We start from the raw sequence: 24,405 nt of genomic DNA on the forward strand, positions 1-24,405 counted from the left end.
TAGTCCATCTGTCTTATTTTGAAAAATTCCAAATTCAGCCGTTTTTTCGTTTTAAAGAACGTTTTTCGTTCTTTTTCAAAGAATAGCTCTAGAATTCTCACTATTTTGTATTTTTTATTGAACGATTTGTTCGTTATAATGAAAACATCTTTATATTTTATGTTAAGGGAGTACTATTCCTATGATAGGTGGCCGGATTAAAAGTTTAAGGATCACAAAAGGATACTCAATTAATGAGCTTTCTGAAAAAGCGGAGGTATCCAAATCGTATTTGAGTTACATTGAGAGAGGCATACAGGAAAACCCTTCACTGCAGGTTTTATCACGAATCGCCAGGACACTGGATGCTAATCTTGAGGATCTGCTGGAAGAGAACAAAGAGGACATTACCGACTTGTCTAAGCTGGATGAGGAGTGGGTTTCCCTTGTCAAAGAAGCAATCAGGCAGGGTATCACAAAAGAGGATTTCTCCTATTATCTGGAGTTTATTAAATTTAAGAAGATGAATGGAGGGAACGTGTAGTTGAAGGTTAGAGGCCGTTTGCTGATTGTAGCTGCCTCCTTCCTAATCTTAATAGGAGGCGGTTTGGTCCTGTTCTCTCTGCAGGAAATGTATGCTCAGGAGAAGAAAACAAAGGATTCCTTAGCCCAGGCACATGAAAGAATTCAAAACGAAGTGAATAAAGAAAGTAAAAGTGTTCTTCAAACAGAACAGCCTGTGGATGTTTCCTTTGAGCAGGGTGAAGCCATTGGCATCTTAAAGATCCCCCGTTTAAAAGCTGAACTTCCCATTATAGAAGGAACAGATGAGGATGAGCTGGAAAAAGGGGTTGGCCATTACTCTACAACTGTCTTCCCAGGGCAGCAAGATCAGATTTTATTATCAGGGCACCGGGATACGGTCTTTCGCAGCCTTGGCGAACTTGAAATCGGTGATACTTTTGAAGTCAGCATGCCATATGGTAAGTTTACATATGAAATTACTGACTCCAAGATTGTGGATGCAGACGATACCACTGTGATCCGATCCACCGCTCCTAACGAAATTCTCACTGTTTCCACCTGCTATCCCTTCTCTTATGTGGGAAATGCCCCTTTCCGGTATATCCTGAATGCTAAAAGAATACAAAATTAAGAGGCCACATCCATCAGGAATGTGCCCTTTTTACTGCATATAGACAAACACCCTTCCCCCATATAAGAACCTGTACATATCATCTAATATATGGGTTTCCAGAAGGGACGTATCCTAATGATCAATTTCTTAAGATTACTATTATATTTAGCCATCATCATCACAGCTATCATTCTATCAATATAAAAAGCCAGACTTCCCAAGCCTGGCTTTTCCCTTTACTTATTCAAACTAACAGCAATCTTCGAGCCCACTTCGGCATTATGCTTCACCAATGCAATGTTCGCTGTCAAGCTTCTTCCTTCTGTTAACTCCTTCACTTTACCTAGAAGGAATGGTGTCACCTTTTTGCCGGCGATATTGTTTTCTTTTGCTTCTTTAAGAGCAGTTTCAATAACATTTGTGATAAACGATTCTTCCAGCGCATCTATTTCAGGGATTGGGTTGGCAATGACCACGCCGCCTTTTAGGCCCAGTTCCCATTTTGTGCGGATCATTTCAGCTGCTTCCTCAGCAGTATCCACTCTGTAGTTTACATTAAAAGGACTAGTACGAGTATAGAAGGCAGGCAAGACATCTGTTTCAAAGCCTACAACCGGAACGCCGTGGGTTTCTAAATATTCAAGCGTCAAGCCGATATCCAGGATGGATTTCGCCCCTGCACAGATAACGGCAACATTGGTCATCGCAAGCTCCTGAAGGTCAGCCGAGATGTCCATGGTGGTTTCCGCTTCGCGGTGCACTCCGCCAATTCCGCCCGTAACAAACACTTCAATACCCGCAAGCTCTGCACAGATCATGGTAGCCGCTACAGTTGTCGCACCATTTTTCTTTTTCGCTACCAAATATGGAAGGTCGCGGCGGCTTGCTTTTTCAACTTCCTTGCTTTGAGCAAGGAACTCCAGCTCCTCATCTGACAGACCGATTTTAATTTTTCCGTTTAAAATGGCAATGGTTGCAGGAACAGCCCCGTTTTTGCGGATGATTTCCTCCACCTCTTTTGCTGTCTGGACATTTTGCGGGTATGGCATTCCATGTGAAATGATGGTGGATTCAAGGGCTACAACCGGTTTATTTGCTTTCTTTGCTTCTAACACTTCTTCTGAGTACTCAAGCCATTTTTCTAACATGATGTCACTTCTCCTTAGTCGAAATATTGTTTGAATGTTTCCTGCAAGCGTGTGTTGTTTAGGTTCGGATTAACAGTTTCAAGGGACTGCAGGGCAAGCATCGAGCAGGACATGCCGATTTTGCATGCATCCTCTGTGTTCAGGCCTTTTAAATGTGCAAAAATAATTCCTGATACAAGCGAATCTCCTGCACCTGTCACATCGGCAATTTTCACCTTCGGAGGAAGCTGCACACCTGCTTCACCCGTGTTTGTAAAGTAGATCAGCCCTTTATCTCCCCGGCTGATGACGACTTTTTCAACACCTTTTTTCATAATCTCCTGTGCCGCCTTAAAGAAGTCTCCTTCATTGCTGATCTCTGTCCCCGTTAGTGCTTCTGCTTCATTTTTGTTTGCAATCAGCCAGGTAACACCTTTCAGATCTTCCGGCAGATTTTTTATTTTTGGTGCTGAAACAGGTGTAATGCAAAGCGGAATGTTCTCTTCATAACACCTTTTTATAATCTGTTCCAGAACCTTGGGAGGGAAGTTTGTATCGAGAATCACCATTTCGGATGATGCCAGGTAACCCCACTTTTTCTCGACAAACTCTCTGTTAACGCTTTCATAAATGGACATATCAGCTAAAGCCACAGCCATTTCACCTTCAAGGTCAAGCACTGCTGTATAAGTACCAGTAGTGGAACCTGCCAGCGACTGTGAAGGAGTGACATCCGCAAAAGCTTTCGTATATTCAAGAAGCCATTCGCCTTCCGGATCATCTCCCACTACTGTCATCAAACCCACATCACAGCCCAGCCTGCCAAGGTTTTCAGCAATGTTGCGGGCCACTCCGCCACAGGATTGGGAGCTTTCTGCAGGGTTCGACGTTCCGTATTGGAGCTGCCCTGTTGACTGGATTTTTCTGTCGACGTTAGCCCCTCCCACACAAAGCACTTCTTTCTTTTGCGGCAGAATATAGGCTCTGCCGAGAATTTTCCCCTGCTTGGTCAGTGAAGAGATATAGCCGGCAACAGCTGACCTGGAAAGTCCCGTTTTTTCAGCCAGCTCGTTTTGAGCAATAAATGGATCCTCTTTAATCAGCTGCAAAATCAATATTTCTTTATCATTCATAATTGACCAGCCCTGCCTTATTAAACTTTTGTTTATATTATAAACTTATGTCTATTTATAAAACAAGTGTTATTTTTCGAAAAATTTGCAGAGATAATAAAAAAAGCCTCCCGCCTTAGGCGGAAGACCAAGCTTTATGCAGCGTTATCTTCTTTTTTAATATCCTTTAAATAATATTTTTCCGAAGTAAAGAACTCGTTTTTCAGCTGTTTAACCTCTTTGCTTAGAAGGAGGACAGCCACGATGTTCGGTATCAAAATCATGGCAAGAGCCAGATCAAGGAATTGCCAGATCGTTTTCGCCGCTCCCACTGAACCAAGAACAATCGCAGCAATGTAAACGACTTTGATGGCTTTTCCGGCGAAAGAGCCAAATAGGAACTCTGCCATCTTGGATCCATAAAAGACTACGACAATGATCGTTGAAATGACAAAGAATACGAGTGATACAGCTACAAGAATACCTCCGAAGGAACCAAAATACTCTGTAAATGCCGCTGCCGTCAGGGCTGAAGGATCCTTCATTGCTCCTTCCCTTGTCCACACACCTGATGAAAGCACCACAAATGCAGTGGCGGTACACACAATCAGCGTATCCACAACAATACCGACAATCGCCCAAAAGCCCTGGCGTACCGGATGGTCAGTCGTGGCAGCCGCATGAGCAATCGGAGCGGTTCCAAGTCCTGCCTCATTGGAATATAATCCTCTTGCAAATCCCCAGCGAATGATTTCGCCAATTGCCGCACCGGCAAATCCGCCTATTGCTGACATTGGCTGAAACGCATAAGTGAAGATTAATTCCAACACTTCAGGAAGCTTGCCCAAATTCATGAACAATACCACTAAAGCCGCTCCTACATAGATAAGAGCCATGAACGGAACGAAGATTTCAGTAACTTTGCCGATTCTCTGAATTCCTCCAAAAACAACCAATGAAACCAGTAAGGCTACAGCGATGCCTGTATAAAGGCCATCAATCTTAAAAGTCTCGCCAACCGCAGATGCTACGGCATTTCCCTGAACCATGATGCTTGGGATCAGTTCAACCATCAGCGCGAAGGCAAAGATGACACCAAGCCACTTCATGTTTAGCCCTTTTGTCATGTAATACATAGGGCCGCCCACATATTCTCCATCTTCATTTTTCTCTCTGTACTTAATGGCCAATACACTTTCCGAGAACTTAATGGACATTCCTATCAGCGCAATGACCCACATCCAAAAGACTGCTCCAGGGCCGCCAAACATGATGGCTGCCGGTACACCTACAATATTCGCGGCTCCAATGGTGGAAGCCAGTGCTGATGTAAGTGCCTGCAGCGGTGTAACGGTTCCTTTGCCCTTCGGCTTTTTAAAAACACTTCCGAATGTCTGCTTAAAAATATATACCGGATAGCGGAACTGGAAGAAACCAAGCAAAAAGGTTAAATACAGCCCTGTTCCGGCTAATAATAGGATGATGGGATATCCCCACAGCCATCCTGAAATATCTCCTACGACTTCTAATAACTTATCCAAAAAATTTCCCCCTTATTGTTATGCACAGTTGCCCTTGTTACTCCATTCCCTTTTATTTGCCAGTTAAACACTTAGTTAGCAAAAGAAATATGTGAGGTAGACAAATTCTTAAACTTCATGTATAGTTAGCTAGGTAACTATTTTAAGCAGGTGAGGACAATGGACCCTAATCAAAGTGAATTTTTTCATTCCATAAACCAATTTACACGCCATTTTTCCAAAGTACTTAATGAAAGTCTGGTGCCGCTTGGGTTATATGCGGCTCAATGGACGATTATTTACCGTCTTAAAACCGGAGGACCAAGCACTCAAAAAGAGATTTCCTCTTATTTGGGAGTTGAAGCTCCGACCATGACCAGGACATTGGCCCGTCTTGAAAAGTCGGGCTGGATCGCCAGAACGGCAGGAAAGGACAAACGTGAAAAACTGATTTCACTGACAGATGCAGCGATTCTGGAATATGACAATTGGCTTACCGCGGTAAGATCAAGCGAAAGCAATGTCCTGCAGAATATTACGGAAGAAGAAATCAGCACGATGATCAGACTTATGGCAAAAATGAGAGAAAATATGGTACCAGGCACCTAGACCAGTTCACGAAATTGGTATAGGTACCTGGTACCTTCATTGTTAGGAGGACAACATGAAGAAACAGCCATTATGGACGAAGGATTTTTTGAGTATTTCGGTTACGAGTTTTTTCTTGTTTATGGGGTTTTATGTGTTGCTCACAACGCTTCCCCTTTATATTTTGGATGATTTGAAAGGGGACGAAACACAGGTTGGCCTGATTATTTCGGTCTTTTTGATTGCTGCCGTGATCAGCAGGCCGTTTACAGGGAAATGGATTGACGAGGTTGGACGGCGGAAGATTCTGCTGGCTTCCCTGATTGTGTTTGCTGTCTCATCTCTTCTTTATTTTTGGGCTGACACTTTGCCGGCTCTTTTGGCATTAAGATTCCTGCACGGTGCAGGCTTTGGTATGGCTACCACAGCGACTGGAGCGATTGTTGCTGATATTGTGCCGAATGAGCGCAGAGGCGAAGGGCTTGGCTATTACGCCATGTTCATGAATCTGGCTATGGTCATCGGCCCGTTTGCCGGATTGACGATTGTTCAATACGCAAGCTTTACATGGATTTTTGCGTTATGCACAGTTTTATCATTTATTGCTATAGTGCTGGGTGCTTTTGTAAAAATACCGCAAACAGCAGAAAGCTCTGTGAAGCATCCCAAATTCACACTTTCAAGCTTATTCGAAAAGAATGCCGTTCCTGTGGCGATTTCAGCAGGCATCCTTGCTTTCGCGTACTCAGGAATTCTTTCCTTTATTTCGGTTTATGCGAAAGAGCTGGATTTGCTTGAAGCTGCGAGCTTCTTCTTCGTTGTATATGCGGCGTTCATCATTATGTCCCGCCCATTTACAGGCCGCTGGTTTGATATGTACGGAGAAAATAAAGTGATCTATCCAGCGATTATTCTGTTTGCGGCAGGATTGTTTTTGCTCAGCCAGGCCAACAGCACCTTTGTGTTTCTGCTGTCAGGTGCAGTAATCGGACTGGGGTATGGCACGATTGTTCCGAGTCTTCAAACCGTTGCCATCAAGCAGGCCGATCCAGCGAAACGCGGGCTTGCTACCTCAACCTTTTTCACCCTCTTTGATACAGGGATCGGTTTAGGATCCTATGTTCTCGGAATACTCGCGGTCAAAACAGGCTTCGCTTCACTGTATTTTATGCTTGCCGGAGTCGCACTTTTTGGCCTGCTCATATACTACCTGCTTCATGGAAAAAAGACAGAACCAAAAACCATTCATTCAGAAGCAGATCTTCCATTATAAAGTGAAACTTCAATCAGTGGGGGTTTTCCACCCCACTGATTGTTAGTCGCGTTCTAGTGTCGCTAAGATCTCCGCTAGCGCTTTGATCAATCGACACTACGAACCCGATTGGTTCAACTAAGCCTCTGCCTGCGCGTCGGCAAGTTTCACTGTATCTCACCAATCGGGCCTTTACGGGCCGTTTGACCCCCGCTTATCCTCCTTTGATTGCTCCGAGTCTTGAAGCTGGGGTCTTACTGCCCGTTAGACTGCGATAAAGAGTCCCTTGCGGCTCTTTTTCTTTGTCAATCTTAATTTGTGTATATTTTCTGAAAGTTATTTGTCTTTTTTGTGAACATTGGCATATAATGTAATTAATATATTTTGGGAGGTTCGTGATGACCATTGTTCATATTTTGAATTTTTCCATTCCCATCGCCTGTGTATTTCTATTTGGTGTAATGGTCGACCGCATGTGCAAACCGGACGGCACGGAACAGGAAGCAAATAAATAATCCAGGAAAAGCGGCTGGCTGACAGCCTTTTTTTATTTCTTATATAAAAAAGAAACCAGCCCCCTAAGGCTGATTCCCCGTTCTTGGCAATATTAAAATCTCTACCCGTCTGTTCTTCGCTCTGCCTTCTTTCGTATCATTTCCGGCAACCGGCTGGAATTCCCCAAATCCTTTGGCACTGAACCATTTCGGGTCCAGCTGGTCATTCTTCAGGATGATTTTCATAAAGTTGACCGCCCGCATGACACTGAGCTCCCAATTGGACTCGAAGTTCGAATTGCGGATCGGGACATTGTCTGTATGGCCGCTGATGATGATATTTCTTGGCGGGTCCATGATGAGAAGCCCGGCAATTTCACCAGCCATTTTTAAATCCTGCCCACGGACCTCTGCACTTCCTGAGCCGAACAGGACATTATCCCTGATTGAAACGAGCAATCCTTCCGTGGTTAAGGAGGTTTCCAGTTTGTCCGCCAGGTTTTGATTTTCGATAAAGGCATTGACTCTTTGCTGCAGCTCTGCCAGTTCTTCCTGATCGGCAACCTGCTTCAATTTTTCTTTTTCCAATTCATCCAGCGCTGCCATTTCCTCGAGATCCTTGCTTGGCTCTTCAGACACAGCATCCGTGGATTGCATTTGTCCTTCCGGCATTGGACTTGGGAATTCAAAGACGCCCGTTCCCCCTGAAAAGACATCATTGAATGCCTTTGACAGCTTCTGAAATTTCTGAGCATCCACTGAACTCATGGCGAAGAGGACAATGAACAGGGCGAGAAGCAGTGTCAATAAGTCAGCATACGGCAATAGCCAGGATTCATCTACATGTTCTTCATGATGCTGCTTCTTTTTCCGCCTACTCATCCTTTGCCACGCTGCTTTCTTCAAGGAACTTGCGGCGTTCTCCTGCAGGAAGATAAGAAGCAAGCTTTTGCTCGATTACCCGTGGTGCTTCCCCTTCTAAAATAGAAAGAATTCCTTCGATCATCATGCTTTTAATCTTTGCTTCCTGTTTGGACTTTCTCTTTAGCTTATTGGCAAACGGATGCCAGAACACATAACCTGTAAATATCCCCAGTAAAGTCGCTACGAATGCCGCACTTATGGCATGACCGAGGGTGGTGGTGTCCTCCATATTTCCTAGTGCTGCAATCAATCCAATAACGGCTCCCAATACTCCAAGGGATGGGGCATACGTGCCGGCCTGGCTGAAAATTTGCGCTCCAGCCTGGTGCCTTTCTTCCATCGCTTCAATTTCTTCACTTAATACATCCCGAATATAATCGGCACCTTGCCCATCAACAGCCAGAGATAAGCCGCTTCTTAAAAAAGCATCTTCAATTTCGCTTGTCTTGACTTCCAGGGCAAGCAATCCTTCTTTTCTTGCCAGCTGAGCCCATTCCGAAAACATCTTAATCATTTCAGAAGGGTTCATCAGCTTTTCTTCTTTAAATAAAATACCAAAAAGCTTGGGTACACGTTTGATTTCATTCGTTGGAAATGCAATGGCCACAGCTGCTGCAGTTCCCAGAATAATGATCAGAATTGCGGCAGGATTTATCAGGACAGACGGGGAAACTCCTTTAAAAACCATTCCGACTCCAACTGCTATGATTCCTAATATAACTCCTATAATCGTTGTTTTATCCATGCATGCATGCCACACCTTCTATGTAGTCTGAAAATCACTAAAAACCTTCTATAAATAATTTCGGATGATTTTTACAGTTCTTTAGGAAAATTTTCATATATAAAAGGCAGAGGTGCTTCCCCTGCCTTTGTTTTCATTATATTAGATCCAGCGGCATCCGCAGAAACCTCTTCTTCTGCGGTCATCGTCATCACGGCGGCATCTGCAGCCTCTGTTAGATCCGGCTAAGTCCCTGTTATACCATAAGTCACCTGCACCGCGTACATTGTCACGGCGATGTTTTCGGCGGTCATCTTCTGCTCCGCCAACATTATTCCGGCAACCCCAGCCAAAGCCGCATCCCCAGCCACATCCGCAGCCTCTTCTGCGTCTGTCTTCAACTCCAGCTACATCGTCATCACGGCGATGCTTTCTGTTGCGGTCTTCAGCTCCACGCACATCATCACGGCGGCGATCATCTTCTTCATTTACAATAACTTTTTCTGCTCTGATTTCTACTTCATCTGCATTAATCTCAAATCTTCTTCTCCAATTATTTGACATAAGTCTACCTCCTTTCTCATGGATACTATAGAATATGTATCACTGAAGGTTTTCGCATGGACAAATCCCCAATCGGAAAGAAAATGTGCCTGTATATGTAAAAAACCCCTGTCCTATTCAGAAGGGGAGTCTTTTAGAATTAGATTTTTTGAAAGACAAGATTGTTTATTTTCATTAAATGCTTTAAAGCCGCCTGGAAGTTAGCATGTGTTTCAGCATTTAATTCAATGCCGGATAAAATGATTTCTTTTATAAGCTGCGGGGTCATTCCGACAAAGTAAGGCTTAACTCCCATGAGGTTAATGGAATCAGTCAGGTTGCGGATTTGCTCCCCAAGCTCTGACAGGCACATCTGCTCTAAGCGGTCGACCGTAATATCGGTAAAATCTATTATAGCAAACTCTGTATCATGGTCTCTAATATGGTTCAGGATCTTAGCCGTAATTTTTTCGAATCTTTCTGCCATGAGAAGGCCTGTAATGGGCACCAGAATCGTCTGAGGAATGATCGATGGAATAATGGGTGCTGTCATATCAGCAATGGCTGCCTCATATTCCTTCACTCTTTTTTCAAGGATCTTTATATATTCATCTTTATTCATGTGTTCTCCTCAATTCCAATCATCTAATTCATTAGAATAATTTATTGTTGATTTTTACCTCGTAGTTTTTGAAAAGGGATGAGTTGGTGTTCTGTCTTCTTTTCGACATCATGCTGTTATAGCGGAGCAGCTTTTCGTTTAATTTCTTCTGCAATGCCTTCTTTTCTTCCTGATCCTCACATTTCTTCATCAGATCTTCAATCGTCATCATTTCCTTTTTTACCTGGTTTTCTTCATCAGTAAATCCGGCATTCTTCATGATGCGATAGGCCATGCGCAAGTTCTCTGGGACGGAAGACAGATCATCTGGCGGCAGCGGTTTCCCATATCCCGGCAGATTATCAAACTCGCCGTCCTTGTAAGCTTTTTTTATGCGATCTTCAGAAAGTATAGAAAAAAAGTCCACTCAAGCTCCCCCTCCACTTCATTTGTACTTATTATATATTTTCGGCGCTGCATATTAAAGTAATTATGTATATAGAAGAGAAAGCTTGCGCCTCCTCCTTTTAGATTTTACCTATTAAGTTTGGATCCTTGTTAATCCCTTGCTGGCCGGGCTGCCAGTTTGCCGGCACACCCTTCCCTGTCTGCTGTGCATATTGAATTCCCTGCATGATTCTGACATGTTCATGCAGATTTCTCCCGACTTCTCCAGGGTAAATGAGCTTTGCCGCGATAATGCCATTGGGATCGATAAAAACGGACGCCCTGATGGCCGCTCCTGACTTTTCATCCAATACCCTATAAGCTCTGCTTATTTGATGTGTCCGGTCGCTGACCATTGGATAATTCACATTTTTTAATGACGGAGATGTTTCCTTAAATACTTTATGTGCATATACACTGTCCGTACTGATGGACATGACTTCGCAGTTTAAGGCTTTTAAATAAGGGTTCACAGCGGCGACCGCCGCCAATTCTGTCGGTCAGACAAATGTAAAATCACTCGGATAAAAAAACAGCAGCACCCATTTTCCAATATAGTTCTCCAGATTGATTTTTTTTATTTGGTGATTAATGACAGCATCGGCAATAAAAACTGGCGCAAGGTCTCCCCGTCCCGCACAGAACACGGAAGCATTCGGATCAATCACGGCTGTCCCCCTCCTTTTCTGTTTCGTCTTTGCTCTATATACTTATGCGAACAAGAGCAAAATTGAACGGAAAATATTGATTGAACCACCCGTACATACTCCTGATGCCGGAGGGAAAAATAGTGGAAGAATGCAAATTCAACTATGAAAGGAGCCTGATTATGTCACGCGGAGTCCATTTTAATCATAAAAAAAAGCATCACCCGGGGGAATTCCCTGAACACACAATGGTTGAGCGCCATACAACTGAGGCACAGGAAGATGAAGAATTTATTGTGACGCAGGAAGCGTTTAAAAACCGCTTTGAAGAAGATGAAGCCAAGGAACTTGAGGAAAGAGCCAAAGATTAAAAAGTCAGGGGCCTGAATAACATTCAGACCCCTCCTTCTTAAAATGCGTCTATTTCAACTTCTTTCAGCCAGGCTGCACATGCTTCAATATCCTTTGAAAACACGCGATCTTTTATGATGGAAGGCACCACTTTTCTAGCTTCTTCAAAAAAGCGTTTTGTTTTATCAGCCATTTTATCAGAGCCGCGGAATTCTGCTGCCTGCAGTGCGCAAATAAGTTCAATTGCCAATACTTTATTGACATTCTGGATGATCTGGTAAGCATGTCTCGATCCGATAGTTCCCATGCTCACATGGTCTTCCTGATTCCCGGATGAAGGGATCGAATCCACACTGGCGGGATGGGCGAGTGTCTTATTTTCCGAAACAAGGGATGCTGCAACATACTGGAGAATCATCGCACCGGACTGCAGTCCAGGCTCCGGGCTTAAAAATGGCGGCAAGTCACTCAGCTGCGGGTTAACAAGCCTTTCAATACGGCGCTCTGAAATATTGGCCAGTTCCGCTACCGCGATTTTCATAAAGTCCATTGCAAGTGCGATTGGCTGTCCATGAAAGTTTCCCCCGGATATGACACTTTCCCCATTATCAAAAATAAGCGGGTTATCTGTGGCTGCATTCATTTCGATTTCAAGCTTTTCTTTTACATAATCAAGAGCCTGCCAGGATGCTCCATGCACCTGCGGGATGCAGCGGATCGAATAGGCGTCCTGCACCCGGATTTCCCCCTGTCTTGTGATCAGGCTGCTGCCTGACAGGTATTCCCTTATTCTTCTGGCTGTATCCACCTGCTGCTGATACCCCCTTGCCTGATGGATGTTTTCATCAAACGCATCAATTATGCCGTTCAATCCCTCCATTGTAAGTGCTGCGATCAGCTCACTTTGATAAGCGATTTTTTCCGCTTCCAGATAACCAATGACTCCCATTGCCGTCATCGCCTGTGTGCCGTTAATGAGGGCAAGCCCTTCCTTCGCCTGTAAGGTTACAGGCTCTATTCCTTCCTGAACAAGCACTTCTAGCGCAGGCTTTCTTTCCCCCTTGTAAAATACTTCCCCTTCTCCCATTAATACTAATGCAAGATGGGATAGAGGAGCCAAATCCCCGCTTGCTCCAAGAGAGCCCTGCTGCGGAATGACAGGATGGATACTTTTATTCACAAGTGCTAAAAGAGTTTCGATCACGACCGGACGAACACCTGAGAATCCTTTCAATAAGGCATTTGCTCTTAAAAGAAGCATTGCTCTTGAGACAGACTCAGGGAACGGCTCCCCTACTCCGCAGGCATGCGAACGGATTAAATTCAGCTGAAGATCCTCGACATCTCCCTGGTCAATTCTTACATCGCTGAATTTCCCAAAGCCAGTGTTTATTCCGTATATGACTTTTTCTTCACTTACAATTCTCCTAACGGCTTCATGGCTGTTTTTTACACGAAGCATGCTTTCCTCTGATGCCGCAGCCTTTACTCCTTCAAAAAGAACTCGTTTGACTTCAGACAAAGTAAGGGTATTTCCATTTAAAGTAACCACCCTGTTCTCCTCCCCGTGAGTTAAAGTCATCATCGATTCTGTCAATTTTTCCATTTTATATCCTCCCCGGTACATTAGCGAGATAAAGAAAAGGCTGTATCTCAAACACAAGTTTGAAATACAGCCTTTTTTAGAAGATTATTTGCAGTATCTGTTGTCAGATATCTCATCTTTATCACAGCCTATTTTTGTTATATTTTCTGAATATAATTAATTTTATGTTCCTAGTGGAAGGATGTCAACAATAAATTCCCATTTTTTAACAAGTTAGATTGTTAGAATGGTAACACAGTAAAGCGTATTTTATTATATCCATATAAATAGCCGGCAGTTCTGCCGGCTATTCGTTCTTCTTCCTATTTTAAGTTTTCACCTTGTCTTCTTAAAGCATGTTTTAATTTCCCATATGTTTCAATACCCGTGAAATCCAGTCCCAGCTGAATGGAAGTCTGGGCAACCTCAGGGCTGATGCCGGAGATGGTGGATTTGACCCCTAATAGCTTTAAAGCAGTCGTTAAAGAGAATATTTGATGAGCAACCATCGTATCGATAATCGCTACACCTGATAAATCAATAAATAAGTGCTCAATATTTTCTTTTGCACATTTTTTCGGAATTTCCTCCAGCAGGATCTGTGCACGCTCCGTGTCAATATCGCCGATAAGCGGCAAGACAGCTGTATGGTCTTTTATAGGAATGACCGGAGTTCCAAGTTCATTGATCAGACTTTGCTGGGCAACAAGCCGATTGGTCGTCAGTTCATAATATTTCTCTGAAAATTTATTGATGAGCTTATCAAAAGCCTTGTTAATGATCGTGCTCCATTTCAATACATCATCTGCTGTGACTTCAGACTGGTTTGACTTTATGAACTTTTCAACAAAGTGCCAATAAGTTTCCCGCACATTGCTTAAAGCTTCAAGTACTTGAAAAATGGGCGTATTAGTATCCACTCTGCTCTCCGCTACTGTAATTGCCCACTCTTCCATATTCTCGTTAAAAGTGTTCTCATCAAGAAGAGCGGCTGAAACGGTGCAGTTGGTAAACGCATTCTGTTCTCTCAGGAGTTTTTCATAGGCAGGGTCTGCATCTGCAGAATAAATGGAGCCTTTCTGCTTTTCCCTTAAAGACAGCCACATATCTGTGATATTTATAGAATTTTCTTCAATGTAATCATATAGAAGCTGGTTTTTTGCGTCCATTCTTTTCACCTTGTCTTTCTATTTTTCAACAAACTGTTATATTCATTGTAAAATGAATCGGAGTTAATGAAAAGTAATACATCTTATTCAGCATCTACCTCATTTTGTCCAAGCTGACGTATCCCATTACAAATATTAATGATTTTCCGCTATACTTAGGTAGGATACAAAAGGAACTGAATGGATTTGAAAGGAGTCATTATGAAATCACTTGTTCTTGCTGAAAAGCCCAGTGTTGCCCGTGAAATTGCCCGGGTGCTGGGTTGCCGGCAATCTCATAAAAGCTATATGGAAGGCGATAAATATATCGTCACTTGGGCTCTTGGCCACTTAATCGAATTAAAGATGCCAGAGCATTATGACAGCAAATATAAAAACTGGAACCTGGAGGATCTGCCGATTATTCCCGACCAAATGGGCCTGAAGGTGATGAAGCAGACCAGCCACCAGTATAAAGCCATTGAAAACCTTGCAAAGCGGAAGGATGTTAAGGAAATAATCATTGCAACCGATGCAGGCCGTGAAGGGGAGCTTGTCGCTCGCTGGATATTGGAGAAAATCCGCTGGCGCAAGACAATCAAGCGCTTATGGATATCCTCTGTAACGGACCGTGCTATCCGTGACGGTTTTCAAAACCTTAAACCCGGAAAACAATTTGAAGATCTTTATGAATCCGCTGTGTGCCGGGCAGAAGCGGATTGGCTCATCGGGCTGAATGTCACAAGGGCTCTGACGACTAAATACAAGGATCCCCTATCCGCAGGCCGGGTGCAGACACCGACTCTGGCGCTCGTTATGGAAAGGGAAAAAGTGATTCAGCAATTTGTTCCAAAAGAGTACTGGACGATTCGCGCCCACATTGGCCCCCTGCAGGCTGACTGGGAGAAAAATGGTGAAAAGCGCATTTTCGCTAGAGAATCAGCTGATGGAGTCCTTTCCAAAGTAAAGGGGCAAAAGGCGGTTATTCAGTCCATTAACCGGAAGGAAAAAACAGAGCCGCAGCCGCTTCCTTATGATTTGACGGAGCTGCAGCGTGATGCGAATAAACGTTTTGGCTTCTCTGCCAAGAAAACGTCCAATGTACTGCAGAAGCTTTATGAGCAGCATAAGCTTGTCACCTATCCGCGGACAGATTCCCGCTATTTGACTAAAGACATGGAAGCAACCATGTTGGATCGCCTCCATGGCATCGCTGCTTCCTATAAGGACGAAGTGAAGCCAATCCTTGCGAATCAGGGCAGAGTGCAGGCAAAAAGAGTTTTTAATAATGAAAAAGTAACCGATCACCATGCGATTATTCCGACTGAAGAACGCGTACATCTCGGTGATTTGTCTCCTGATGAGCGCAAGCTGTACGAATTGATTATGCGCAGGTTTCTGGCCATGTTCCATAACCCTTATAAGTATGAAACCATCCTTGCTGCTATCGATGTTAATGGTGAGACATTCACAGCGAGGGAAACGGCCGTTATTGACCTGGGTTATCGTAAGGTTGAACGGAATAGTGAAGAAGACACAGGAAAACAGAGCCTGAAGAACATTTCGAAAGGACAGAGCTTTACGCTGCAAAATGCCGAATCCGCTGCAAAGCTCACTGAACCGCCTCTTCGCTATTCAGAAGCTGACATTTTGACCCAGATGGAAAAATACAGCCTCGGAACACCTGCGACAAGAGCGGAAATCATTGAAAGGCTTCTTGAGACTGAAGCCCTTGAAAGGCAAAATGGACGCCTGTTTCCGACTAAAAAAGGCAAACAGCTGATGGACCTGGTGAATGAAGATCTGAAATCACCGGAACTGACGGCCAAATGGGAGCAGGAGCTGGAGAAAATCGCACGCGGAAAAGCAGATCCAAAAGTGTTTCTCCAGAACATCCGCAAGCAGACTCAAACCTTGGTTTCAGAAATTAAAAAGAGCGACAAATCGTACCGTGCCCATAATCTCACCGGCTCAAAATGCCCGGAATGCGATTCCTTCCTGAAAGAAAGGAATACAAAGGATGGGAAAATACTTGTCTGCTCTAACCTTGATTGCAGTTTCCGAAAGCGCAAGGATCCAAAGCTTTCAAACCGCCGCTGCCCGCAGTGCCGCAAAAAAATGGAAATCCATCAGGGCAAGGCTGGCGCCTACTTTCAGTGCCGACCATGTAATGTAGTGGAGAAAGCCCAGGACAAAAAGAAAGCCGTCAACAAACGTGAAGAACGAAAACTTGTTCAGAAATATACCCAGAAGGAAGAGTCCTTTGGAACAAGCCTTGGTGATTTGCTGAAGGCCGCAATGGAAGATAAAGATTAATGTATAGCCCTGGCTGCTGCCGGGGCTTTTCTATATGAACTGGCATACACAGCTTGTCCTCTCCATAGCATGTACTAATACTGAAAGGAGAGTGAAAGGATGTTAACCAGAATGGCAGACCGTTTCTCCAAGATTGTGGAAAGGTATCTCCCTGACGCCTTTGTCATTGCTGTACTAATGACTCTGTTTGTATTCATAGCCGGATTTTTCATGAAGCCTTCTGAACCTGCCCAGCTGTTTAAATCATTTGGTGACGGCTTCTGGGTATACCTTGCTTTTACCATGCAGATGGTGCTTCTCTTGATGACAGGCATGGCGCTTGCTTCTGTTCCTTCTGTACAGCGTATACTTGAAAAGCTTTCCTCCAAAGCGAAGACGGCGAACCAGGCCTACGTACTGACTTTTCTCGTTTCTTCTGCTGCTTATTATATTAACTGGGGCCTTGCTGTTGTAGTTGGCGCTATTATTGCCCGTGAAGTCGGTAAAAGAAATCAGAACGCACACTTCCCGCTATTAGTGGCTGCAGCCTATGCACCTACTGCTCTATATACAGCCGGCTTGTCGAGTTCAATTGGTTTGACTGTTGCAACCAAGGGCCATTTTCTTGAGGAAGTGGCTGGTGTCATCCCAACTTCAGAGACCATTTTCCATCCTGGAACGATTGCTATTTTAATTGCTCTTGTTATTACAATGCCGATTTTCATCGTGCTCATGGCACCAAAGAAAGACATAATCTCATACGTTCCCCCAAAGGCGTTCAAGGAAGAAGCTGAACCGGCTAAGATTTTAAAAACGCCCGCCGGAAAGCTTGAAAGAACACCTTTTCTCGGCATCGTTACCGGATTAATCGGTTTAATCTATGTCATTTTCGAGTTCATAAACGGGCGTGACCTTGACTTAAATATTATCAATATTACCTTTCTATCCCTGGGGCTCATCCTTCACAAATCGCTTGTACAATACGCAAATGCCTTTAAAGAAGCGGGTTCTGCCATTTCCCCTATCATTCTGCAATTTCCGTTTTACGCCGGAATTATCGCCGTTCTTGGCAGCTCCGGGTTAGCAGAGTCTATAATCAATGGAATGGCGTCCATAGCAAGTAAAGATACCTTTGATATTTTCACCTATTGGGCAGCTGGCATCGTCAATATTCTTGCCCCTTCAGGCGGCGGGCAGTGGGCTTTGCAGGGGCCGCTTCAAGTTCCTGCCGGGCTGCAGCTGGGAGTGGACCCCGCCATTACGGCTATGGCGGTAGGCTGGGGTGATGCCTGGACGAACCTGATCCAGCCTTTCTGGGCACTTCCTATTTTAAGTGTAGTCGGCCTTCATATTCGTCATATTATGGGCTACTGTGCACTGCTGGCCATATGGGTGGGCATTGTTACTACCATTTTAATGATTTTTGTATATTAAGAGAGATAGCCAAGCCTTGCCAGGGTTTGGCTGTTTCTCTTTTACTCCTCCCGGAGATGGAGCCCGGAAGTTCTGCAGCATGATTTTCAGTTCAATAGGTTTCTTTTTCCGGATAGAACAGCTACAATGAAAATGAAGATTCTGACAAAAGGAGAATACATAATGAGTCAATTTCAAACGAATTTAGAGAAATACGCAGAGCTTGCGGTGAAGGTCGGCGTAAATGTACAAAAGGGTCAGACGCTTGTTATTAACACAACGCTTGATGCAGCTGAACTGGTTCGTACTATTGTGAAAAAGGCTTATGAAGCAGGAGCTCATAACGTTGTGGTGAACTGGAGTGATGATGCGGTCACACGCACGAAGTACGATTTGGCACCCGATGAGTCTTTCTCCGAATACCCGGAATGGCGTGCAAAAGAAGTCGAAGATTTAGCTGAAAAAGGTGCGGCATTTATGTCAATCGTTTCCGCAAGCCCTGATTTGCTGAAAGGCGTGAAATCAGAGCGAATCGCAAGCTTCCAGAAAGCAGCCGGACAGGCGCTTGCAAAATACCGCAAATTCATCCAGTCCGATAAAGTGAGCTGGACAGTCATTGCTGCGCCTTCTCAAGCATGGGCAAACATGGTATTCCCTGAAGCTCCGGAGGAATCCAGAGTGGAAATGCTTTGGGACGCTATTTTCAAAGCCACTCGAGCTGACTTGGATAACCCGGTTGAAGCCTGGAAAAAGCACGACGAAACACTTCATGAAAAAGTGGATTATTTAAACAGCAAGCGTTATCAGAAGCTTCATTATAAAGCTCCAGGCACAGACCTGACAATCGAGCTTCCAAAAGGCCATTTATGGGTCGGGGCAGGCAGTGTGAATGAACAGGGACACGAATTCATGGCAAACATGCCGACTGAAGAAGTGTTCACAGTACCATACAAGACAGGTGTGAATGGTAAAGTTTCGAGCACAAAGCCGTTAAGCTATGGCGGAAACATCATCGATAACTTTAGCCTGACATTTGAAAACGGCCGCATTGTAGATGTGAAAGCAGAAGAAGGAGAAGAAATCCTCAAGCAGCTGGTTGAGACAGATGAAGGTTCCCACTATCTTGGTGAAGTGGCACTGGTTCCTTTCAACTCGCCAATTTCCAAGTCCAATCTGCTTTTCTATAATACTTTATTTGACGAAAACGCTTCAAATCACCTCGCCATCGGCAGTGCGTATGCATTCTGTATTGAAGGCGGCAAGAAAATGTCCAGTGAAGAACTGGCTGATAACGGCTTGAACGAAAGCTTAACACATGTTGATTTCATGATTGGTTCCGCTGAAATGGATATCGACGGAATCACTGAAGACGGCAGCGCGGAACCTGTATTCAGAAAAGGTGATTGGGCATTTTAAAGCGGAAGCGCCTCCCACCCCCGACACCTCAAGGGGGCAGGCGCTGGAGCTAGACAGTTCTCGAAGTTCAAAGTTTAATGCTTTCTTATTCTACAAAAAATCATGCGGTCATTGACCCGCATGATTTTTTATTTTCCTTAATACGATTTCACTAACGTTTCCTTCTAAATCAGAAATTATATCGATGGAATATTTATCTGCCGGGTAGGTGGAGATGGTTTCACCTGACAGCTTCTCTTCCCTAACCTCCGCCGGAGTGCCAAACATTGCAGTAATCTCGTCCATTGACGTTCTCACCCGCTGTCCAGGAATGGAAATAGCTGTTACGTTCCCGGTTTCCCGTTCAAAATAATAGGTAATTTCAGGATACATTACAAAAGGGCTCCCATCTTTAAACCCCTCTTCAACAAAGTTTGGATCTGACTTTTTAATTTCAGATATATTTGTGCCGATGGGAAATGGACTTCCGAGCGGTATTCCCTGTTTTGCTTTCTCAATAGCATCCCCACTGAGTGCCAGATTTTTAAAAGGATAGTAAAGGGCTTCCTTTTTCAGCCACAGATTCATCCAGTCGATATTAGAATGATCTTCTTTAGAAAGCTCGATTCGGTCGTGCAGGCTCATTGAATGGGTTTCCTCATTAAAAAGCCATGTTGAAATAACCCATCCATCATTCTTATTTTGGGCAGTTTGAAGATACTTTTGATTAATGGTTTTTATTTTCGCTTTGGAGGTGGTGGTCATGTCTTTTTCTGTGCTTATTCTTTGCACTTCTCCATCTTTAATCGCCAGCAGCTGGCCCTTAACTAAATTTTCCCCCTTGGACTGAAAGATTGAGATGATGGTTTTGTTCCTCATTTTCTGAGTGTAAACCTGTTCCTTTGAAGGATTAAAGGACATTTCAGAACTGTCATTTAAAGCTGCTTGTTTATAAGCCTCTTTTGACCCTTTCAAAGCCAGGTAAACTGAATAATGTCCTGTAAAATAAGAATCGCCTTTCTTTCCTTTCGCACTGTCCTCTTCCAGAATGGTTCTTCTTTCGTCTTCCGAAAAAAGGTAAACCGTATATTTCATTATCCCGTCTGTTGCGTCAATCTGGAATAGTGACTTGCGTTCAAGCCAAACCGTATCTTTTTTCTCTTTTCCATTGTCTTGTACAGCAATATTATTTTCTGCTTCCACTTTATCTTCTTTTTCAAGCTTTATTTCTTCTGTATTTAAAGATGCATTTATTTCACTTGAGCAGCCTGCTATAACGGATGACAGCATGGCAATCATCATCATATTTATAAAATTTTTCATTATTTTCTCCCTAAAGTTATAAGAACATTTCCATTTAAAGTCAAATGTTACAATTACGTTTCAACTAATTAAGTGTAACAAATAGGGATCGTTTCTACAAACCTATCAATATGCTCATTTTTTTACAAAAACAAGGGTTTCCTCCCGTATCCTTTATATATGACTCTTCTCCTGCTTCAATCAAACGTGTGATTACAACACCGAGGTCCCTATCTATAGGCACTTTGCAGGTTAATTCGAGAGGCCCCGGAATACCTCTCCGGAGCCTCTTGGTTAAATTTCTGCTGCTGCAGGTGCTGCTTTCTCGGTAAATAGGCTTACAGCTATATAAGCTGCCAGTGATAAAGCAATAGGCAATACGACTGTATTCATGCCAAAAGCATTTGGATAAAAAGTATGGAATAAAATATAGGAAGCCGTTCCGGTTATCATGGAAGCCACTGCACCATATTTATTTCCCTTCGCCCAATAAAGGCCCAGCACAACAGGCCATATGAATGCTGCTTCCAATCCTCCGAAAGAAAAGAGATTCAGCCAGATCAGCAAATCGGGCGGACTGAGCGCCATGATGCATACCAGAATCCCCAGCAGGGCTGTGACTGCAAAACTCATTTTCTTAATCGTGCTTTCTTCAGCATCAGGTTTAATGTAATTAATATACACATCTTTAACAATCGCCGAGCTGACCAGAAGGAGCAGGGAGTCCACGGTTGACATAATGGCAGCCATCGGTGCAGCCAGCACAATTCCCGCAAGCCATGGCGGAAGGACTTCCATGGCAATCATCGGCATCACTTTATCCCCCACCTCAATTCCGGGAAGAATCGGCCGGGCAAATACACCAATTAAATGCATGCCAAGCATGATAAAGCCGACCACTATTGTTCCGATGATAATGGCCCTATGCATGGCTCTGGCATTTTTATAAGACATAGCCCTTACCGCCACCTGAGGAAGACCTACAACCCCCACTCCCACCAAAATCCAGAATGAGGATACATATAATGGGGTCAATCCGCCATCAAAGCCAAACGGTGTAATCAGATTGGGGTTTTCTGAAGACAGATCACTGATAATATTCGGTATTCCTCCACCAGCCACAATAACAGCAACCAGAAGGATCATGGTGCCGATAAACATTATCCCGCCCTGGACGGCATCCGTTACGGCAACAGCCCGGAAGCCGCCGATCACAACGTAGACCATGACGGAAGCCGCGAAAATAAACAAAGCCGATAAATAGCTTAATCCAGTCAGTGATTCAATTAATCTTGCTCCGCCAACCCATTGGGCAGCCATGGCGGAAAACAGGAAAATAATGATGCTGAGAGAGGATAGCCAGACAACCCATTTGCTGTTATATCTTTCCTTCAGAAAATCGATGAGTGTTACAGCATTATACTTTCTGGCTGTAATCGCAAACTTTTTCCCCAGTACCATGAGGACGAAATAACCAGTAACAACCTGTGACATGGCAAGCAGTACCCAGCCAAGCCCCTGTGTGTATGCAACACCGGGACCCCCAATGAAACTGCTGGCACTTCCGTAGGTTGCAATCATGGTCATGGCCAGAATAAAACCGCCCAGCTGCCTTCCTCCAAGAAAATAATCCTGCAGAAACGAACTGCTCGTATCAATCTTTCTGCTGGACCATAAACCCACCAGAAAAATAATGATTAAAAAGAAGATAAGAGGAGCAATAACCTGCCAGTTCATTCGGATTCTCCCCCTTCCCCGTTTTCTTCGAACGGAACTTCCTTAAACAGGAATTTCACAGCTGCTGATACCAGTATCACCATGACGACAAATCCGGCTACACAGCTCCAGAAAAACCAGGCAGGAAGCCCCATTATGAATGTATACTCATCGGCAGGTGCTGACCCCAGCCCATAGGCAAACCCATACCACCAAATAAAATTAAAGAGTACGAGACCAATGCCAATCCACGCTTCTTTCTCTGCAATCTTAAAGCGAGGATCTTTTTTATGTATGCTTTTCTTCATTATGTCCCCCTTCAGAGCTTTTTTTATAATGTTCTAAAAAAATACAGAATATTCCCTAAATATAATCCCACTTATATATTTTCTGCAACAAAAAAAGCAGATTGCTCTGCCTTTTTTGATATTATTTTAAAATTGCAGTTTAAGCAAGGGTCTTAGCGATTGTCAATTGTCTCCGGATATAGATCATGGTTCATCAAGCGGTAATCGGCCATTTTTTCATATTTCGTCCCCGGCTTTCCGTAGTTGCAATACGGATCGATGGAGATTCCGCCACGTGGTGTAAATTTGCCCCAAACCTCAATATAGCGGGGATCCATTAATTCGATAAGATCATTCATAATGATATTCATGCAGTCCTCATGGAAAAGGAACTTTGTACAAACCCTTTATTTATAAGGATAATTTGACATCAATTTATATCTTAGTCACCATTTTTAGTCACCTTTACTGAATGCTTCATCAAATTTACCAACAGCTTCAAGCTGCATTGATGGTAAAGCATGACTATAAGTGTTAAGTGTCACTGTAATATTTTTATGTCCCAATCGCTCTTGAATGATTTTAGGATTTACTTGTTTAGATAACAGAAAAGTTGCATGGGAATGTCTTAAATCATGTAATCTAATCATTGGAATGTCTAATTGTTCGACAGTCACTTTAAAAGCACGTCTAAAATTGTTTGGATGTACCCAATTACCATTCTTAGCACAAAGCACTAAATCATAGTTCAAATAAGAGTCACCCAATATTTTTTGTTCCTTTTCAATGAGTTGTCTATGTTCCTTTAGACTATGAATTAATGAAGTTGGAATGTAGATTGTCCTTATTGCTGATGCTGTTTTTCCTTCATCAATAAATCCATAATTCCCTTCTTCATCAATTTTAGATAGTGTTTGTCGAATATAGATTATTTGTTTATCAAAGTCTATATCCTTCCACCTAAGACCTAGAACCTCACCCATTCTCATTCCAGTTAGAATTGAAATGACAAAGCCGATAAAATGTCTACTAAGATTTAAGATTGTATTTGGAGCATTTAAAAATGTATTTATTTGATCCTCATCCCATACCCTAAGCTTTTTAACTTCTCTAGGTAAAGAAATATCAGATAATAACATTTGATCAAATAATCCTTTTCTAGATGCACTCCCTAATACTTCACTTACAATTCCATAAGTGGTTCTTATTGTTGAAGGGGCTAGCTCTCTTTTATTGTGCAGTGTGAAAATAAAATTTTGAAGAATTTTATCATCTATTTCCGCAATGGTTTTATCACCAAGGACAGGGAGAATATTATAGAATACTTGTTCTTCATAATTCTTTTTTGTACTTGGTTTTAATTTTATACTCTTTGCTTCCATCCAGTCTTTTAAGAAGTCCCCAAACGTCATCTTAACATTTTTTATTGCTTTGTTTTGTGACAGTTCAAGTCGTATTTTTGCTAATGCAACTTCTGCTTCATTCTTTGATTTAAATCCTGTTCGTTTGTATTGAGTCCTTTTCTTTGTAATAGGGTCTCTTCCACCATCTAATACAAAGAAATAGGTACCTCTTTTAGGGTCTTTCTTAATTTTCGACACACACCATACCTCCAATTAGGAATGATGCGACCTTTTGTAGAATTATATCATGATGATTGCATTTAAAAAAAGAGTGACTTCACTGCCACTCTAAAAATATAGATTCAACTTAGGTTCATCTTGCACCAGACCTCAAACGCTCCTTCATCTTGAAGGTTCTTTTTTTATGAGGTTCATGTTGAAACTCCGCCTTCTGAACAGTTCAGAACCTACTTT

General features: G+C 43.2%; 23 protein-coding genes and 1 pseudogene. 8 read left to right on the forward strand and 16 right to left on the reverse strand.

Annotation, left to right across the window (positions count from 1 at the left end):
• The first annotated feature begins 181 nt into the window (after positions 1-181).
• Positions 182-523 (forward strand): helix-turn-helix domain-containing protein, encoded by a 342-nt coding sequence (locus NYE23_RS15930; RefSeq protein WP_341079192.1) that lies wholly within the window; start codon positions 182-184, stop codon positions 521-523.
• Positions 524-1,135, forward strand: coding sequence for a class D sortase (locus tag NYE23_RS15935; protein ID WP_341079193.1), 612 nt, complete (start codon positions 524-526; stop codon positions 1,133-1,135).
• Positions 1,136-1,353: 218 nt separating this feature from the next.
• Here the strand turns inward: NYE23_RS15935 and NYE23_RS15940 are convergent, their stop codons facing one another.
• The 3 genes from NYE23_RS15940 to NYE23_RS15950 form a co-directional block, all read right to left on the reverse strand.
• Positions 1,354-2,265, reverse strand: a complete 912-nt coding sequence (locus NYE23_RS15940; RefSeq protein WP_341079194.1) for a pseudouridine-5'-phosphate glycosidase — start codon at positions 2,263-2,265, stop codon at positions 1,354-1,356.
• A 14-nt stretch (positions 2,266-2,279) separates the two neighbouring features.
• On the reverse strand, positions 2,280-3,377 hold the full coding sequence (locus NYE23_RS15945) for a carbohydrate kinase (protein ID WP_341079195.1): 1,098 nt from the start codon (positions 3,375-3,377) through the stop codon (positions 2,280-2,282).
• Positions 3,378-3,511: 134 nt separating this feature from the next.
• Positions 3,512-4,897, reverse strand: a complete 1,386-nt coding sequence (locus NYE23_RS15950; protein WP_226619402.1) for an alanine/glycine:cation symporter family protein — start codon at positions 4,895-4,897, stop codon at positions 3,512-3,514.
• 159 nt (positions 4,898-5,056) lie between these two features.
• Here NYE23_RS15950 and NYE23_RS15955 point away from each other — a divergent pair, with 159 nt between their 5' ends.
• Together NYE23_RS15955 and NYE23_RS15960 are read left to right on the forward strand one after the other, a co-directional pair.
• On the forward strand, positions 5,057-5,485 hold the full coding sequence (locus tag NYE23_RS15955; protein ID WP_341079196.1) for a MarR family winged helix-turn-helix transcriptional regulator: 429 nt from the start codon (positions 5,057-5,059) through the stop codon (positions 5,483-5,485).
• Between the two features lie 55 nt (positions 5,486-5,540).
• A complete protein-coding gene (locus NYE23_RS15960; RefSeq protein ID WP_341079198.1) occupies positions 5,541-6,737 on the forward strand; it encodes an MFS transporter in 1,197 nt (398 codons plus the stop codon).
• Positions 6,738-7,294: 557 nt separating this feature from the next.
• Here NYE23_RS15960 and motB read toward each other — a convergent pair.
• From motB to NYE23_RS15990, 6 genes are all read right to left on the reverse strand, one after another.
• Entirely contained in the window at positions 7,295-8,092 is a 798-nt protein-coding gene (motB, locus tag NYE23_RS15965; protein WP_341079200.1) for a flagellar motor protein MotB, read from the reverse strand.
• On the reverse strand, positions 8,085-8,879 hold the full coding sequence (motA, locus tag NYE23_RS15970) for a flagellar motor stator protein MotA (RefSeq protein ID WP_341079201.1): 795 nt from the start codon (positions 8,877-8,879) through the stop codon (positions 8,085-8,087). Before motA ends, motB begins: the two co-directional genes overlap by 8 nt.
• Positions 8,880-9,020: 141 nt before the next feature.
• Positions 9,021-9,422, reverse strand: a complete 402-nt coding sequence (locus NYE23_RS15975) for a hypothetical protein (RefSeq protein WP_341079203.1) — start codon at positions 9,420-9,422, stop codon at positions 9,021-9,023.
• A gap of 139 nt (positions 9,423-9,561) precedes the next feature.
• Positions 9,562-10,023, reverse strand: a complete 462-nt coding sequence (locus NYE23_RS15980; RefSeq protein ID WP_341079204.1) for an STAS domain-containing protein — start codon at positions 10,021-10,023, stop codon at positions 9,562-9,564.
• A 31-nt stretch (positions 10,024-10,054) separates the two neighbouring features.
• Entirely contained in the window at positions 10,055-10,429 is a 375-nt protein-coding gene (locus NYE23_RS15985; RefSeq protein ID WP_341079205.1) for a DnaJ family domain-containing protein, read from the reverse strand.
• Positions 10,430-10,529: 100 nt separating this feature from the next.
• Positions 10,530-11,117 carry a peroxiredoxin gene (locus NYE23_RS15990; RefSeq protein ID WP_445662603.1) on the reverse strand — a complete coding sequence of 196 codons (588 nt, stop codon included), beginning with the start codon at positions 11,115-11,117 and terminating at the stop codon, positions 10,530-10,532.
• A 122-nt stretch (positions 11,118-11,239) separates the two neighbouring features.
• Here NYE23_RS15990 and NYE23_RS15995 point away from each other — a divergent pair, with 122 nt between their 5' ends.
• The gene (locus tag NYE23_RS15995; RefSeq protein WP_226619409.1) at positions 11,240-11,467 is read left to right on the forward strand and encodes a hypothetical protein; all 228 of its coding nucleotides are present in this window, start codon (positions 11,240-11,242) and stop codon (positions 11,465-11,467) included.
• Between the two features lie 38 nt (positions 11,468-11,505).
• Here the strand turns inward: NYE23_RS15995 and hutH are convergent, their stop codons facing one another.
• Together hutH and NYE23_RS16005 are read right to left on the reverse strand one after the other, a co-directional pair.
• Positions 11,506-12,999: a histidine ammonia-lyase gene (gene hutH / locus NYE23_RS16000; protein ID WP_341080764.1), complete on the reverse strand. Its 1,494-nt coding sequence runs from the start codon at positions 12,997-12,999 to the stop codon at positions 11,506-11,508.
• Positions 13,000-13,355: 356 nt separating this feature from the next.
• The gene (locus tag NYE23_RS16005; protein ID WP_341079206.1) at positions 13,356-14,201 is read right to left on the reverse strand and encodes an STAS domain-containing protein; all 846 of its coding nucleotides are present in this window, start codon (positions 14,199-14,201) and stop codon (positions 13,356-13,358) included.
• 201 nt (positions 14,202-14,402) lie between these two features.
• Between NYE23_RS16005 and NYE23_RS16010 the strand changes: the two genes are divergently transcribed.
• From NYE23_RS16010 to NYE23_RS16020, 3 genes are all read left to right on the forward strand, one after another.
• A complete protein-coding gene (locus NYE23_RS16010; protein WP_341079208.1) occupies positions 14,403-16,496 on the forward strand; it encodes a DNA topoisomerase III in 2,094 nt (697 codons plus the stop codon).
• Between the two features lie 99 nt (positions 16,497-16,595).
• Entirely contained in the window at positions 16,596-17,909 is a 1,314-nt protein-coding gene (locus NYE23_RS16015; protein ID WP_341079209.1) for a short-chain fatty acid transporter, read from the forward strand.
• Positions 17,910-18,071: 162 nt separating this feature from the next.
• Positions 18,072-19,304, forward strand: coding sequence for an aminopeptidase (locus tag NYE23_RS16020; protein WP_341079210.1), 1,233 nt, complete (start codon positions 18,072-18,074; stop codon positions 19,302-19,304).
• 108 nt (positions 19,305-19,412) lie between these two features.
• Here the strand turns inward: NYE23_RS16020 and NYE23_RS16025 are convergent, their stop codons facing one another.
• The 5 genes and pseudogenes from NYE23_RS16025 to NYE23_RS16045 all read right to left on the reverse strand — a co-directional run bounded on the left by NYE23_RS16025 (position 19,413) and on the right by NYE23_RS16045 (position 24,189).
• The gene (locus NYE23_RS16025; protein ID WP_341079211.1) at positions 19,413-20,606 is read right to left on the reverse strand and encodes a hypothetical protein; all 1,194 of its coding nucleotides are present in this window, start codon (positions 20,604-20,606) and stop codon (positions 19,413-19,415) included.
• A gap of 273 nt (positions 20,607-20,879) precedes the next feature.
• Positions 20,880-22,322 (reverse strand): sodium/pantothenate symporter, encoded by a 1,443-nt coding sequence (gene panF / locus NYE23_RS16030; RefSeq protein ID WP_341079213.1) that lies wholly within the window; start codon positions 22,320-22,322, stop codon positions 20,880-20,882.
• Entirely contained in the window at positions 22,319-22,609 is a 291-nt protein-coding gene (locus NYE23_RS16035) for a YhdT family protein (protein ID WP_197247373.1), read from the reverse strand. The genes panF and NYE23_RS16035 overlap by 4 nt, the downstream gene beginning before the upstream one ends.
• A 152-nt stretch (positions 22,610-22,761) precedes the next feature.
• A pseudogene (locus NYE23_RS16040) lies at positions 22,762-22,974 on the reverse strand (preQ(1) synthase); the annotation flags it as partial.
• A gap of 69 nt (positions 22,975-23,043) precedes the next feature.
• The gene (locus NYE23_RS16045; protein ID WP_341079216.1) at positions 23,044-24,189 is read right to left on the reverse strand and encodes a site-specific integrase; all 1,146 of its coding nucleotides are present in this window, start codon (positions 24,187-24,189) and stop codon (positions 23,044-23,046) included.
• Positions 24,190-24,405: the final 216 nt, after the last annotated feature.

Origin of the sequence: Cytobacillus sp. FSL H8-0458, from assembly GCF_038002165.1 — a bacterium.
Lineage (GTDB): Bacteria > Bacillota > Bacilli > Bacillales > Cytobacillaceae > Cytobacillus.